At 64.9% G+C, this 13,266-nt stretch carries 13 protein-coding genes; 3 read left to right on the plus strand and 10 right to left on the minus strand.

Annotation, left to right across the window (positions count from 1 at the left end):
- Positions 1-84 precede the first annotated feature (84 nt).
- Together ABQF30_RS21985 and ABQF30_RS21990 are read left to right on the plus strand one after the other, a co-directional pair.
- Positions 85-738 (plus strand): DUF4245 domain-containing protein, encoded by a 654-nt coding sequence (locus ABQF30_RS21985; protein ID WP_448467701.1) that lies wholly within the window; start codon positions 85-87, stop codon positions 736-738.
- A 78-nt stretch (positions 739-816) separates the two neighbouring features.
- A complete protein-coding gene (locus tag ABQF30_RS21990; RefSeq protein ID WP_448467703.1) occupies positions 817-1,626 on the plus strand; it encodes a dienelactone hydrolase family protein in 810 nt (269 codons plus the stop codon).
- Here ABQF30_RS21990 and ABQF30_RS21995 read toward each other — a convergent pair.
- The 6 genes from ABQF30_RS21995 to ABQF30_RS22020 form a co-directional block, all read right to left on the minus strand.
- Positions 1,604-2,791 (minus strand): AI-2E family transporter, encoded by a 1,188-nt coding sequence (locus tag ABQF30_RS21995; protein ID WP_448467705.1) that lies wholly within the window; start codon positions 2,789-2,791, stop codon positions 1,604-1,606. The genes ABQF30_RS21990 and ABQF30_RS21995 overlap by 23 nt on opposite strands.
- 33 nt (positions 2,792-2,824) lie before the next feature.
- Positions 2,825-3,643, minus strand: a complete 819-nt coding sequence (locus ABQF30_RS22000; RefSeq protein WP_448467707.1) for an SDR family NAD(P)-dependent oxidoreductase — start codon at positions 3,641-3,643, stop codon at positions 2,825-2,827.
- Entirely contained in the window at positions 3,640-4,404 is a 765-nt protein-coding gene (locus tag ABQF30_RS22005; protein ID WP_448467709.1) for an SDR family NAD(P)-dependent oxidoreductase, read from the minus strand. Before ABQF30_RS22005 ends, ABQF30_RS22000 begins: the two co-directional genes overlap by 4 nt.
- Positions 4,401-5,471, minus strand: a complete 1,071-nt coding sequence (locus ABQF30_RS22010; RefSeq protein ID WP_448467817.1) for a cholesterol dehydrogenase/isomerase — start codon at positions 5,469-5,471, stop codon at positions 4,401-4,403. The genes ABQF30_RS22005 and ABQF30_RS22010 overlap by 4 nt, the downstream gene beginning before the upstream one ends.
- A gap of 417 nt (positions 5,472-5,888) precedes the next feature.
- Positions 5,889-6,221: a hypothetical protein gene (locus ABQF30_RS22015; protein ID WP_448467823.1), complete on the minus strand. Its 333-nt coding sequence runs from the start codon at positions 6,219-6,221 to the stop codon at positions 5,889-5,891.
- Positions 6,164-7,363: a cytochrome P450 gene (locus ABQF30_RS22020; protein ID WP_448467711.1), complete on the minus strand. Its 1,200-nt coding sequence runs from the start codon at positions 7,361-7,363 to the stop codon at positions 6,164-6,166. Before ABQF30_RS22020 ends, ABQF30_RS22015 begins: the two co-directional genes overlap by 58 nt.
- A gap of 164 nt (positions 7,364-7,527) precedes the next feature.
- Here ABQF30_RS22020 and ABQF30_RS22025 point away from each other — a divergent pair, with 164 nt between their 5' ends.
- A complete protein-coding gene (locus ABQF30_RS22025; protein ID WP_448467713.1) occupies positions 7,528-8,088 on the plus strand; it encodes a TetR/AcrR family transcriptional regulator in 561 nt (186 codons plus the stop codon).
- Here the strand turns inward: ABQF30_RS22025 and ABQF30_RS22030 are convergent.
- The 4 genes from ABQF30_RS22030 to ABQF30_RS22045 form a co-directional block, all read right to left on the minus strand.
- Positions 8,075-8,914: a formylglycine-generating enzyme family protein gene (locus ABQF30_RS22030; protein ID WP_448467819.1), complete on the minus strand. Its 840-nt coding sequence runs from the start codon at positions 8,912-8,914 to the stop codon at positions 8,075-8,077. The genes ABQF30_RS22025 and ABQF30_RS22030 overlap by 14 nt on opposite strands.
- Before the next feature lie 120 nt (positions 8,915-9,034).
- Entirely contained in the window at positions 9,035-9,940 is a 906-nt protein-coding gene (locus ABQF30_RS22035) for an HAD family hydrolase (RefSeq protein ID WP_448467716.1), read from the minus strand.
- A 126-nt stretch (positions 9,941-10,066) separates the two neighbouring features.
- Positions 10,067-11,248, minus strand: coding sequence for a zinc-dependent alcohol dehydrogenase (locus ABQF30_RS22040; protein WP_448467718.1), 1,182 nt, complete (start codon positions 11,246-11,248; stop codon positions 10,067-10,069).
- 136 nt (positions 11,249-11,384) lie between these two features.
- A complete protein-coding gene (locus tag ABQF30_RS22045) occupies positions 11,385-12,935 on the minus strand; it encodes an arylsulfatase (protein ID WP_448467720.1) in 1,551 nt (516 codons plus the stop codon).
- Positions 12,936-13,266: the final 331 nt, after the last annotated feature.

Consider the following 13,266-nt stretch of genomic DNA (forward strand, 5'->3'; position numbering starts at 1 on the left):
TTAGAGCAACCGCCATCCGAATCGACGGTCGTCTGCGCTTACCGCGCTGATGGCCCGGGGTTGAGAGCTGGGATACTGGCAAGCATGACCACCCAGCCCACCCCGGCCCCACGCAGGCCAAATGTCGTCGGCCCGGCGGCCAAGCCGGCGAAGTCGCGGCTTCTGCAGGACGGCCGCGACATGTTCTGGTCGATGGCTCCGCTGGTCGTGGCATGCATTGTGCTCGCCGGAATGTTGGGGATGTGCTCGTTGCAGGCAAGCGGACCGGGTGCCGGCCCGGCCCCGCAATTCGATGCTCCGGCCGCTCTGCAGGCCGACGCGGAGGCGCTGAAGATCCCGGTCCGGTTGCCGGCGCTGCCCGAGGGTTGGCAGGCGAATTCCGGCGGCCGGGGCAGCATCGACGGCGGCCTCACACTGCCGGACGGGCAGCACGCCCGGGCGATCACCTCACGGGTCGGATATCTCTCGCCGAGCGGCATGTACCTGAGTCTCACCCAGAGCAATGCCGACGAGGCCGCGCTGGTGTCCTCGATCAAGCCGGACTCGTATGCGACGGGGGCGCAAGACGTCGATGGGGTGACGTGGGTGGTGTACGAGAGCTCGGACCCGGAGCCGGTGTGGACGACGCGGTTGAGCGGTCCGGCTCAGATCGCGATCACCGGCGCCGGTGGTACGGATGAGTACCGTACGCTTGCGGGTGCGACGCAGACGCAGTCGCCGTTGCCCGCACACCGATAGGCGTCCAATGTGAAGAAGATGGCGAGATACCTCGAGAATCTCGCGATCTCCTTCACGTTGGACGCAAAAGGATGAGTGATGACCGCACCAGAAGCGCCAGAAGCTGATCTCACCGGATGGACCGTCGCGTCGTTCTCCGCGGCGGGCCAAACCCACGACGTGTACCGCAGGGGCGAGGGTCCCAGCGTGGTGTTGATCCCCGAGATGCCGGGCCTGCACCCCGGTGTGCTCGCGCTCGGCAATCACCTGGTCGACAACGGGTTCACCGTCGCGGCCCCATCGCTGTTCGGCACCCCGGGTGCGCCGGCGGTGCGGCCGGGCATGGTTCCGGTGCTGCTGAAGGGTTGTGTGTCAAAAGAATTCGCGGCGTTTGCGACCAATGCCGACCGGCCCGTCGCGCACTACCTGCGGGCACTCGCCCGCGATCTCAACGCCACCACCCCGGGTAAGGGCGTGGGGGTGATCGGGCAGTGTTTCACCGGCGGCTTCGCGCTGGCAGCCGCCGTCGACGACAGCGTCCTGGCCCCGGTGCTGAGCCAGCCGTCGCTGCCATTGCCGTTGACACCCACACAAAGGCGCGACCCTGGGCTGTCCGAAGCGGAGCTCATGATCGTGCAGCAGCGCGCCGCCAATGACGGCCTGTGCGCACTCGGTCTGCGGTTCAGCGAGGACCCGCTGGTTCCGGGTGAGCGGTTCGCCGCCCTCAAAGCCCGCCTCGGCGATGCGTTCGAGGTCATCGAGATCAACTCGAAGCCGGGCAATCAGCACGGTCTGAGCCGGATGGCACATTCGGTGCTGACCGATCAGGTCCGCGAGGTCGACGGGCACCCCGCGTATGAGGCGCGCAAGCGCGTGGTGGAGTTCCTTACGGAGCGTTTGGCGGGGTAGCGACCTCCGCCGGAGCATCCTCGTCGGCGGCCGGGGCAGCCGGAGCCTCCTTGGGCTTGCGTGACCACAGCCGCCTGCGCGGTTTCTCGGGCTCGGGTGCCTCGAGTTCGACGCCTTTGTACACCGCGAGGTAGACGCTGACGGTGGTGACGATGATGATCATCAGCACCGGCCCGATCACCAGACCGAAGAAGCCGAACATCGAGATGCCGGCGAACACCGAGAGCAGCATCAGCGCCGGGTCCAGCCGCGCCGCCTTCGGCACGAGGATCGGCCGCAGCACATTGTCGATGTTGGTGACCACCAAAAGGTGCCACGCCACCACGAAGATGCCGCCGATGATGTTGCCGAAGAACATCATTCCGATGCCGAACGGGATCGAGAGGATCCCGCCGCCGAGCGGGATCACCGACAGCGCGGTGAGCAGTATCGCGAAGATGAAAAATCCGTCGTGGAAGCCGGCGATGTAGATCGAGATGGCCCCGGCGATGCCTTGCGCCAACGCGATGACGAATTGGCCCTTGACGGTGCCCTTGACCATCGCTCCGGTCTTGGCCAGGTACAGGTCGGTGATCTCTTCGCCGAGCGGGTTGAGCCGGCGGATCAGGATCGCCACCTCGTCCTTGTTGACCAGCAGCGAGATGAACACGTACAGGAAGATGATCGACGCGGTCAGGGCGCCGACGAGGCCGCCGACTGCGCCCTGCAGGACTCCCAACAGCCATTCGCCGACCCGCTGGGACACCGAGACGATCGTGCCCCGCAACGACTCGGGGGTGACGTGGATGTCCAGGAACGGCACCCGTGCCGCCGTCGCGTTGATCAGGTTCAACGTGCGGTCGCCGAGCGTGCTGAGGTCGGTTTCGGCGACCCAGGCGCTGACCGTGTTGACCATCTGGGTGATCTGCACGATGGCCAGGAACACAATCAGCGCCACCGGGATGATGACCATCAACAGCGCCGAGAGCACGGTCAGCGTGACCGAGATTCCGGTGCCGAATCTGCGCTGAAACCGTTGGTACAGAGGGGAAAACAGGTACGCACCGACCGCAGCCATCACGATGAGGATGAAGAAGCTGCGCAGGAAGTACGCCCCGAGCAGCAGGGCGAGCACCGTGAAAACCGCCAGCGCGCGCTTCTGGGTGACGGTGAACTGCCGTTCCATCTGGCCCCTTCCCTCGCTGCGCCGACCTTAGCGTCAGTCCAGCGAAACGCGCGCCTGACTGGCCCGCTGCGACGCGACGAACCGCACCGACATCCGTTGCATCAGAACCGGCGCCAGCCGGGCGAACACCCAGGAGGCATGTGCGCGACGCGGTTTCACCAGGATCGCCTTGTTGCGCTCGATCGCCCGCAGCGTGTCGGCGGCCAGCCGGTCGGCGTCGTAGGCGGTCTTGACGCCCTGGCCCTGCAGGAAGTAGTCGCGTCCCACGAATCCACCGATCGCGCCCTTGTCCAGAATCGGCGTCTCCACCGCGGCCGGACACACCGCGAGTACTCCGACTCCGTGCGCGGCAGCCTCCGAGCGCAGGGCCAGTGACAGCCCGACGACGGCATGCTTGGTCATCACATAGCTGGTGAGTTGCCCGGCAGCAGCCAACCCGGCCATCGAGGCGGTGTTGACGATGTGGCCGTGCCCCTGGCGAATCATCAACGGATAGGCCGCGGCGACGCCGTGCACCACACCGCGCACGTTCACGTCGATGATGGCGTTCCACTGCTCAAGCGTCAGCAACTCGGTGTTGCCGCCCCACACAATGCCGGCATTATTGAACATCAGGTCCAGCCGGCCGGCCCGCTCAACCACGCCGTCGACGGCGGCCTGGACCGCGGCCGCATCGGTGACGTCAAGCCGCGCGGATCGGGCGCCGAGCGCGTCCGCGGTCCGGGCGGCGGCGTCGCCGTCGATATCCGTGCACAGGACCTCGGCGCCCGCAGCGACCAGCGCACGACACAGCGCCGCGCCGATGCCCGACCCGGCGCCCGTGACAAGTGCTTGTTTACCTCCGAAATTCACGCCTCGGCCAGTTTCAGCACATGCCCGAGCACATCGGGGTAGCGCTTGAGGTGTGCGCCGCCGTTGAGGTCGACGACCTCGCCCGTCATCCACGACGCCTGCGGCGAGCACACGAACGCCACCGCGGCCGCGATGTCCTCCGGCGTTCCGGCCCGGCCGAGGGCGGTGTTCTCGACGTAATCCTCGACGACCCCCGGCACCATCGCCGCCGGCTCCGTCAACGGGGTGTGCACGAAACCGGGTGCGATCGCGTTGACCCGAATCCCTTTCGGCCCCAACTCCAGCGCGGCCACCTGGGTCAGCATCGACAGGCCCGCCTTGGCCGCGCAGTAGGCGCTCATCCCGGCCGCCGGCTGACGCCCGTTGAGCGACGAGATCGATACCAGCACACCGCCTTCGGACAAATGTGCGCCGGCATGCTTGGCCACGATGAACCCGCCGGTGAGGCAGACGTCGATGACTGCGCGGAACTGGTCGACCGGCATGTCGGTGATCAGGCCGACGTTGCTGAAACCGGCGCAGTTGACCACGACATCAATCGGTCCGACCGCGTCGAACAACGCCTCCACCGACGCCTCATCGGTGACGTCGACATAGCTGCTGGTGTGGGGCGTACCCAACTCGGAAGCGCGGGCGGCCGCGCCTTCGGTGTTGCGATCGGCCACCACGATGCGGCAGCCGTCGGCGGCCAGCGCCTGTGCGCTGGCCCAGCCGATCCCGGAAGCCGCGCCGATGACGATCGCGACGCGCTGTGCACTCATGATTCACTCCGATCGGGGCGGTGATCGCCCCACTTCTTGTCGATGGCGTTCCACACATCGGCGTAGCGCCCCGGGTAGTCGCGGTACGCGGACTTGGACCGCAGGAATCCGCGGATCAGCGGTGCGGCCAGGCTGATCGGGAAACGCTTCCATCCGGCATTGGCCCTTGTGTCGGCCAGGATCTGCGACCAGGAGTGCCGCTGGAACCCCAGCAGTTCCTGCGAGCGACTGGTGTCCATCCAGTCGGTGGCAAACCACGCGGCGTCATCGTCGGGGTTGCCGGGCCGGCCGATCGGCAATCCGCCCTTGATCCCCATGGCGGCGGCCGCCTGCGAGCCGACCGCGGATTGCGTGTGCCGGTGCGTTGCGGAGTCTCCGCCGATCAGCAGCACCTCGTGGTTGGCATCGACAGTGGTGGCGGCCACGAATGCGGCCGCGACGTCACGCACGTCGACGGTCTGCAGTCGCCCGTCGGCGGGCAGGACGCTTTCGAACGAGATGAGGTCGACGTCCATGTCGATGCTGAACTCGGAGCTCATCACCCCGCCGAGACGCAGAATGTGCCAGTCCAGCTTGGACGCCCGGACCAGGGCCTCGGCTTCGACCTTGTGCGCGCCGTAGATGTCGGATGGATTGACCGGGGTGTCGGGCGTGAGCACGTCGCTGATGTGGTGCGGGTTGCGGGCGCCGTAGACCGCGACGCTGGACGCCTGCACGAACCGCGGGGGTTGAGGCTGGGCTTCGGCGGCCCGCAGCAGCGCGGCGGTGGCGTCGACGTTGACCTTGCGGGCCACTCCGCGGCGCATGTAGCAGAACGGCGGGATGATCGCCGCGAGGTGGATGATCGCGGCGGGAGAGACGGCCGCCACCAGAGCGTCGACGGCGGATGGCTCGGTCAGATCGGCCCAGCGCACGTCGACGCCTGCCGGGAGCTTCGCCGCCGCCTTCCTGTTGGCGGGCACGTCGAGGTCGGTCGCGACGACGCGGCGGCCATCGGCCGCCAGTGTCTTGACGACCGTCGATCCGACCAGACCGAAAGCTCCCGTGACCAGAACGGCGTCCGACATCGGCTGACTCACAGCTCTCCTCGCTTTAGAACGTGTTGCAACACTAGCGAACGGGCCTGTGGTGTGTGTCACCGTCCGTGCGGCCGATTTCTGTGCTGAAACGGCCACCCGTTCGCCTGAACGCCTTCAGCAACCCGTCAATCGGCAATGCACTGGCACTCCGGAGGCTGGGCGAATCCACTCTGAGTTGCCTGGAAAGCATTGGCCGATGGCATTGTCGCCGGAATAGGTGTGACCAAGCCCGCATCACCCGCCCTGATGTGACGACTTTGCCAAACACGGCTTCATATACCGATTTGTGTATTTGCCTGACGCTTATGCATTGTGTGGCTGTCGGAATCAAATGAAAACGAGCCGATTGCAGGCGTATGTGGTGTACTCGGTTGCACGCGTCAGCAATTGGGGAGGTGCGAAATGTCAGAAGACGTAGCCGTGGGGGTTAACGGTAGCGAGTCTGGTGACGTTGCCGAGGGGATAGCTGTGGATGCCCGAGTAGTCGTATATCCGGGCAGCGACGGCGAACTTCACGGCACAGTTGTCGAAGATTTCGCGGATCTCGCCGGAACCGCGGTGGAAATTGCGGGCGAACGGATCGTCGAACCGGCGCGGCGGTGGGCAGTCAGCCTCGATGACGGCGGCCTGGTGTTCGTCGACGACGACAGCATCATCGTCGAAGCGCAGCCGGCCTGAGGTCAACTCAGCGTCAGCGGCAGCCGGCGCAACCGGCGGACCAGCAGGCTCGGCAGCCATTCGGCGTCCCCGGCCGCTTGGATGTCTGTGCTGACCGACAGCAGTAGCGAGACCACGATGCGGGCTTCCAGGCGCGCCAGTGCCGCGCCGACGCAGAAGTGTGCGCCCTTCCCGAAGGCCAAGTGACCCTTGGCATTTGCCCGGCCAAGCCGGAACTCATGGGGCTCGTCGAACACGGCGGGATCCCGGTTCGCCGCGCCCCACAACAGCAGTAGACGCGAATCCGACGGCAGCGCAGTGCCCGCCAACTCCGTATCGGCCATGACATGCCGGTAGTGCCCGCGGAACGGCGACTCGAACCGCAACGCCTCCTCCAGGAACGCCGTCACAAGGTCGCGGTCCTGCCGTATCCGCTGTGCGATGTCCGGTCGTTGCGCCAGCAGCCATGCCGCGCTGCCGAGCAGCGAAGCCGTGGATTCCGCACCGGCTCCCACCAACTGGATCAGCATCAGCGCTGCGGTCTCGCTGCCCAGCTGTTCGGACGCGCAGTACGAGGCCAAGTCGCCCAGCAAATTGTCCTGTGGGTTTGCCGCCGCTTGCTCGAACTTGTCGATCAGGTACCCGCCGAGCTCGATGGCTGCGATGCCCGCTGACGTGAGCTGATCGGCTTCGACTAGACCGTCAAGCAACTGGGTGCTGGCGTAGGCCCAGCCGACCAGGCGGTCGACGTCGGTCGAAGGTAACCCGAGCAGCTGCGCTACTACGAGCATCGGCAGCCGGTCGGCCAGGGTGGCCATCCAATCGAACTCGCTGCCCGCTTCGACCAACAGATTCTCGGCGGCCGCGGCGATGAAGGGCTCAAGCTCACGCATCCGCCTCGCCGCCATCCGGGGCAGCACGAGCTTGCGATGCGCCGCGTGGGAGGGGGCATCCGCGGTGGCGAGGACATGGGCCGGATCACCCCGGGTGCCCATTACGAACGGAACGACGGTTCCGTTCGGCTGGTGCCACATCGTGGCGGTGAGATTCGACGAGAAGTCCTCGGTACGCGCCGTGGCTTCGACGACAGCGTCGAACGAACTCACGACGAAGAACTGTGAGTCCCCGACCTGTTGCACCGGTGCATGGGCCCTCATCCGGTCGTAGAGCGGGTAAGGGTCCTGCAAGCAGGCGGGTGTGAACAGTTCTTGAGCCAGACGCATCGCCCCAGGTTGTCGGCCTGTTTCAGCGGCGTCAACGATGCACGCGAAAGTCGATACGCCGAAATTGTCGTCCGTACTGCGGCCGTCTCAGCGGGCGTCACTGATCTGCGGCCATAGTGAGATTCTCTCGCTCATTTGTCTCAAACTGAGATAACGTGAGGGCCGTGTCTCCACTGCGAGAGGACTGGCTGATCGGCGACCGGCGCGCCCATGCTGCCGAGCGCATCTACGCCGCAGCAGCCGACCTGGCGGCACGCGAGGGTCTGGACGCACTCGATATCGACGCGATCGCTGCGCGGGTGCATTGTTCGCGCGCAACCGTGTACCGGCACGCGGGTGGGAAGGCGCAGATCCGTGATGCCGTGCTCTCTCGATCGGCCGCCCAGATCGTCGAGGAAGTCCGGAATCAAGTCGACGGCCTGACCGGGCCCGACCGCGTACTCAAGGCCATCACCGTGGCGCTGCGGCGCATCCGCTCCGACCCGATGTTCGATCTCCTGCTCGGTTCGCTGCGCAGCGGGGGCGGGATGGCCGGACTCGGCCAGTCGCAGGTTCCTGCCGCGTTCGCCACCGAGCTCACTGGGTTGGCCGTGGACGATCCGGTCGCGGCCGCGTGGATCGTCCGCCTGGTGTTGTCGCTGGTGGTCTGGCCCGGAGCCGACGAGGCTGTCGAGGAGGACATGCTGCGGCGCTTCGTGGCGCCTGCGTTCGCTAGGCCCGCTTGACGCAGCGGAAACCGATGTGGCTCATGCCGGTGTCGATCATCTGCGGACGCCGCGCCGCCGGGCGATACCGCATGCAGTAGCTGTCCGCGCACAGAAACGAGCCGCCCTTGATCACCTTGCGGGGAATCTTGAACTGAGGCTGTTCAGGATCATAACTCTCTGCCGCGCAGCAGGATTCGGACGTGTGATCGGCGCTGTACCAGTCGGTCGTCCACTCCCACACATTGCCGGCCATGTCGTAAAGGCCGTAGCTGTTTGGTTCGAAGCTGCCAACCGGTTGTGTTGTGCCGTAGCCCGTTTCGGGCAGGTAGGGGAACTCGCCGTGCCAATAATTGGCCAGCCGCCTGCCTGCGGGCTCCCGCTCGTCGCCCCAGGTGTACACCGCACCGGTAAGCCCACCGCGAGCCGCGGTTTCCCACTCGGCCTCTGTCGGCAATGCCAAGCCCGCCCACTCGGCGTACGCCTCGGCGTCTTCATAGGCGACGTGCACCACCGGGTGGTCGTCGCGCCCCTTCAGTGAAGAACGTGGCCCGCGTGGGTGATTCCAGCATGCTCCGGGTGTCCATGCCCACCACAGGTGGAGGTGGCGCAGGTCCACCGGCCCCGCGGTGCGCCGGAACACCATCGAGCCGGGCACGAGGTTTTCCGGTGGTGCGCCTGGATAGTCCTCCGGGTTCATCGGCCGCTCGGCGACCGTGGTGTATCCGGTGGCCGAAACAAATTGCGCGAACTCCGCATTCGTCACCTGGGTCGGTTGAATCCAGAACCCGTCAACCGTGACCTCCCGCGCCGGCGCTTCCTCCGGGTAGTGCGCATCGGAGCCCATCGTCGCGGTCTGTGCGGGGATCCAGACCAGCTCACGCAACGTGCTCACCTGCCGACTCTGCGCTGAGGGCGGTGCTAACTCGAACTTTTGCGGCGTGAGCGCAGAGTCGATGCAAGGAGGTCACGGAAAAACGGTAGCCCAGTCGTTCTTCACGCTGACAACGGTCCACCCGCTGGTGCCTGCCAGCTCCAGCGCCTTCTCCGCCCCAGCGGTGTAGTCGAATTCGCGCTCGGCGTCGTCGTGCAGCACCAACAGGCCAAGCGACGGCTTGGTCCCCGCCCCCGCGTACTGCAACATCTCGATATCGCCGTTGGAATTGCCTGCGACCAAGATTGGCCGCCGCCCGGTCCGGCCCCAGATGCGCGCCGGCTTCACCGGCCCGTCGTCGAGGAACTCCGGTTTCGCAGTGGTGTACAGGTTTCCGTCATGGAACTCCAGCCCCACCGAGCTGCCGATCACACGCTCCGGCGGGATGCCGTACATGTCGACCGTGATCGGACGCATGAAGTCGCGCCCTCCGCCGGAGGCGATCAATATGGTGAAGCCGTTGTTCTCCAGGTAGCGCAGCAGCTCCACCATGGGTTGATAACCGCACGCCGTGTAAGGCCGGTTCAGCGTCGGGTGTGTGGCCTCGGCGAAGAATGCCCGCACGCGGCTGGCGTGCTCGTCGACCGAGATTTCGCTGTGCGCCGACAATATCGCTCCGGCAAGCACTTTGAGTTGGCTGTCGTCACCTTGGTAGTGCTTGGTCACGGCGTCGCCGAACCAGGCGAGATCACCTTCGACAGCGGCCTTGTACGGCGGCTGTTCCCGCAGCGACGGATCGGCAGTGGCCTGCTCGACGAACCGGCGGACCAGGAAATCCAGCTGGATATAGGCCGGCTTCTCACACCACAACGTGCCGTCATTGTCGAAGACGGCGATACGTTCTTCTGGCGCTACATAATCCGGACCATCGGTGGTGACCCGCCCGACGAAGTCGACGATCGCCGACTTCGTCGGGCTGTCGTTCCAGTTGTCCAGCATCAGATATCAGCCGCCCGCGCCGTAGTGACGGGTTTCGATGCAGGCATACGCATTCCTTCTGTGCAGTTGGCTCTAGCTTAGAGCCAATCCCGGGCGCTCGCCGTTCTTCGGGTCGACCATATCCACTCACGGTTGCAGGATGACCTTGACCGCACCGTCCTGCTTCTTCTGGAAAATCTCGTACGCGTGCGGTGCCTCGTCAAGCGGCAAGACGTGGCTGGCGAACGTGTCGACGCCCAACGGATCCTCGTCGCCCAGCAAGGGCAGGATGTCGTCGACCCACTTTTTGACGTTCGCCTGGCCCATTTTGAGCTGGATCTGCTTGTCGAAGAGGGTGAGCATGGGAAGCGGGTCGGCCATGCCCCCGTACACGCCGATCAGCGAGATCGTGCCACCTCGGCGCACAATGTCGATGGCCGAGTAAAGCGCATCGAGTCGGTCGATGCCCGCCTTCTGCATCATGGGTTTGGCGAGGGCGTCGGGCAGCATGCCGGTGAGTTGTTGGGCGGCTTTGGCAATCGGTGAACCGTGAGCTTCCATCCCGACCGCGTCGATGACCGAGTCGGTGCCCCGCCCGTCGGTCCAGTCGCGGATGACGTCGGCCAGTTTGTCATCGACCTCGGTCAGGTCGATGGTCCGGAACCCGCGGGCCTTGGCGCGCTCGAGACGCTCGGGCACCCTGTCGACGGCGATCACGTCATAGCCGAGGTGGCCGGCGATACGCGCGGCCATATCGCCGATCGGACCCAGGCCGAGGACGGTCACCGAACCGCCGTCGGGGATGTCCGCGTACGCAACTGCCTGCCACGCAGTCGGAAGCACATCGGACAGGTAGACGTAGCGCGAATCCGGCGGACCGAGTGGAACTTTGATGTGGGTGAACTGTGCCTGCGGGACCCGCAGGAGTTCAGCCTGCCCGCCGGGGACCGCGCCGTACAGCTCCGAGTAGCCGAACAACGCTGCCCCCATTCCCTGGTCACGCACCTGCGTCGTCTCGCATTGGGTGTAGAGCTGGCGATCGCACATATAGCAGGTGCCGCAAGAGATTTGGAACGGGATGACGACGCGGTCGCCGACAGCCAGATTGGTGACCGCGCTCCCCACCTCGCGCACTATGCCCATCGGCTCGTGGCCCAGCACATCGCCGGGAGTCATGAAGGCCCCGAGTATCTCGTACAGGTGCAGGTCGGATCCACAGATATTGGTGGACGTGATCTCGACGATCGCATCGGTCGGTTCTCGGATCGTCGGATCGGGCACGGTTTCGACGCGTACGTCGCGTTTGCCGTGCCAGGTGACTGCCTTCATGGCCATTCCTTCCTCTCCAGTGGGCGAGCACCAGAGCGCGCGAGCGTCGCCGCCAGGTCGTAGCGACGGACATACCCGAGTGCGACGTCCCCAAACGTCGCCAGGCGGTTTCGGCAGCCGCGGGTCAGGGGAAGGGTCAGTCCTTGGCCAGCCACTTCTCCAGCTTGGCCACCGCCTGGTCCACGCTGAAGCTGGCCGGCTCGTGCCGGGGCGGAAATTCCTTGAAAGTCTCCAGGAACTTCGTCGCCATGCCGGTGGCATAGAAGATGAAGTAGTCGTGCCGCAGCAGCCACTCGTAGTAGGTGTTCGAGGTGATGTCGGCGTACTCGTACGGGTCCGTGCGCAGGTTGAACAGTTTCGGGACGCGCAGCGGTGTGAAGGGTTCAGCCCAGATCCGCAGCGTGCCCTCGCAGCGCTGCTCCATGAACACGATCTTCCAGTTCTCGAACCGCATCGCGACCAGATCGCCGTCATCGGAGAAATAGAAGAAACCACGGCGCGGGCTGGTGTCCACCTCACCGGTCAGGTACGGGAGCAAGTTGTAGCCGTCGATGTGCACCTTGTATTCGGTGTTTCCGTCGGCCCCTGCCTTGAAGCCCGTTTTGAGCTTTTCGCTGACGTCGGGATCCCCGGCAGCGGCCAGCAAGGTCGGCAGCCAATCATGGTGCTGCACAATGTCGTTGGACACCACCCCGGCCTGGATCTTGCCGGGCCACCGGATCAGTTCCGGCACTCGGAAGGCGCCTTCCCAGTTTGTGTCCTTCTCGCTGCGGAACGGCGTGGTGCCGGCATCGGGCCAGGTGTTGCGGTGCGGGCCATTGTCCGTTGAGTAGAGGACAATGGTGTCCTCGGCGATCCCCAGCTCGTCCAGGGCGTCCAACACCTGACCGACATTGCGGTCATGGTCGATCATGGTGTCGTGATACGGGGACTGCCAAAGCCCCGCCTGACCCAGGCTTTCGGGTTTGGTGTGGGTGTACAGATGCATGTGCGTGGTGTTCATCCACACGAAGAACGGAGTGTCGACGTCGTGCTGGCGTTTGATGAAGTCGATTGTCGCCGCAGTGACCTCGTCGTCGATGGTCTCCATCCGCTTCGTGTTCAGCGGGCCGGTGTCCTCGATCACCTGCTTGCCGACCGGCCCATACCTCGGGTCATCCGGTTCTTTTGAAACTCCCTCGGTAGCACGGCATTTCAGCACACCGCGGGGCAGCGCAAATTCGTGCAGTCGCGGGAACTGGTCGGCATGCGGGTAGTCGACGTTTTCCGGTTCTTCCTCGGCATTGAGGTGGTACAGGTTGCCAAAGAACTCGTCGAACCCGTGCACGGTGGGGAGGTACTTGTTCAGATCGCCGAAGTGATTCTTGCCGAATTGACCAGTGGCGTAACCCAGCGGCTTGAGCAGTTCGGCGATCGTCGGGTCTTCTGCAGCCCAACCGATGTCGGCGCCGGGCACACCGACCTTGCTCATTCCGGTGCGATACACACTTTGTCCACTTATGAATGCTGCACGGCCGGCCGTGCAGCTTTGCTCGCCGTAGGAGTCGGTGAACCGCATGCCCTCGCTGGCTATGCGGTCGATATTGGGTGTGCGATAACCCATGAGGCCGTCGCTGTAGCAACTGAGATTGCTGATGCCGATGTCGTCACCCCAGATGACCAGGATGTTTGGCTTGCCGTTTGGCATGTTTTGCGTCCTCCTGCCGATCCCCGACTGGGTCCCCGACCGTTCACTTCGGACGGTATGCCGATTCGATGCTCGCCGGAGGGCATCGACGTGGTTCTCAGCAGATATTTACCCCGGCGTTCACTTCGCCGTGACCAGGGGCGAGCGAATTGTCTTGCTTACCAAGCAGTACCCGCCAAGAGCGACGCGAATATCGTTTGACCGGCAGATGCCCTGAGATTCGGTTCTGCGGGTTTACTCTGACGAAATCGTAGGTTCATCGCGATACCGAGAATTCGGCCACCGTCTGCGATTGCTCTGATAGTGATGGAGCAACGTCGATGGTCACTGC

The sequence above is a fragment of the Mycolicibacterium sp. XJ870 genome, assembly GCF_053483975.1.

Coding starts and splice junctions, on each gene's coding strand:
- ABQF30_RS21985 (WP_448467701.1), top strand. CDS start 85: ATGACCACCCAGCCCACCCCGGCCCCACGCAGGCCAAATGTCGTCGGC.
- ABQF30_RS21990 (WP_448467703.1), top strand. CDS start 817: ATGACCGCACCAGAAGCGCCAGAAGCTGATCTCACCGGATGGACCGTC.
- ABQF30_RS21995 (WP_448467705.1), bottom strand. CDS start 2,791: ATGGAACGGCAGTTCACCGTCACCCAGAAGCGCGCGCTGGCGGTTTTC.
- ABQF30_RS22005 (WP_448467709.1), bottom strand. CDS start 4,404: ATGAGTGCACAGCGCGTCGCGATCGTCATCGGCGCGGCTTCCGGGATC.
- ABQF30_RS22010 (WP_448467817.1), bottom strand. CDS start 5,471: ATGTCGGACGCCGTTCTGGTCACGGGAGCTTTCGGTCTGGTCGGATCG.
- ABQF30_RS22015 (WP_448467823.1), bottom strand. CDS start 6,221: ATGGCTGCCGAGCCTGCTGGTCCGCCGGTTGCGCCGGCTGCCGCTGAC.
- ABQF30_RS22020 (WP_448467711.1), bottom strand. CDS start 7,363: ATGCGTCTGGCTCAAGAACTGTTCACACCCGCCTGCTTGCAGGACCCT.
- ABQF30_RS22030 (WP_448467819.1), bottom strand. CDS start 8,914: ATGGGCTCCGATGCGCACTACCCGGAGGAAGCGCCGGCGCGGGAGGTC.
- ABQF30_RS22035 (WP_448467716.1), bottom strand. CDS start 9,940: ATGCTGGACAACTGGAACGACAGCCCGACGAAGTCGGCGATCGTCGAC.
- ABQF30_RS22040 (WP_448467718.1), bottom strand. CDS start 11,248: ATGAAGGCAGTCACCTGGCACGGCAAACGCGACGTACGCGTCGAAACC.
- ABQF30_RS22045 (WP_448467720.1), bottom strand. CDS start 12,935: ATGCCAAACGGCAAGCCAAACATCCTGGTCATCTGGGGTGACGACATC.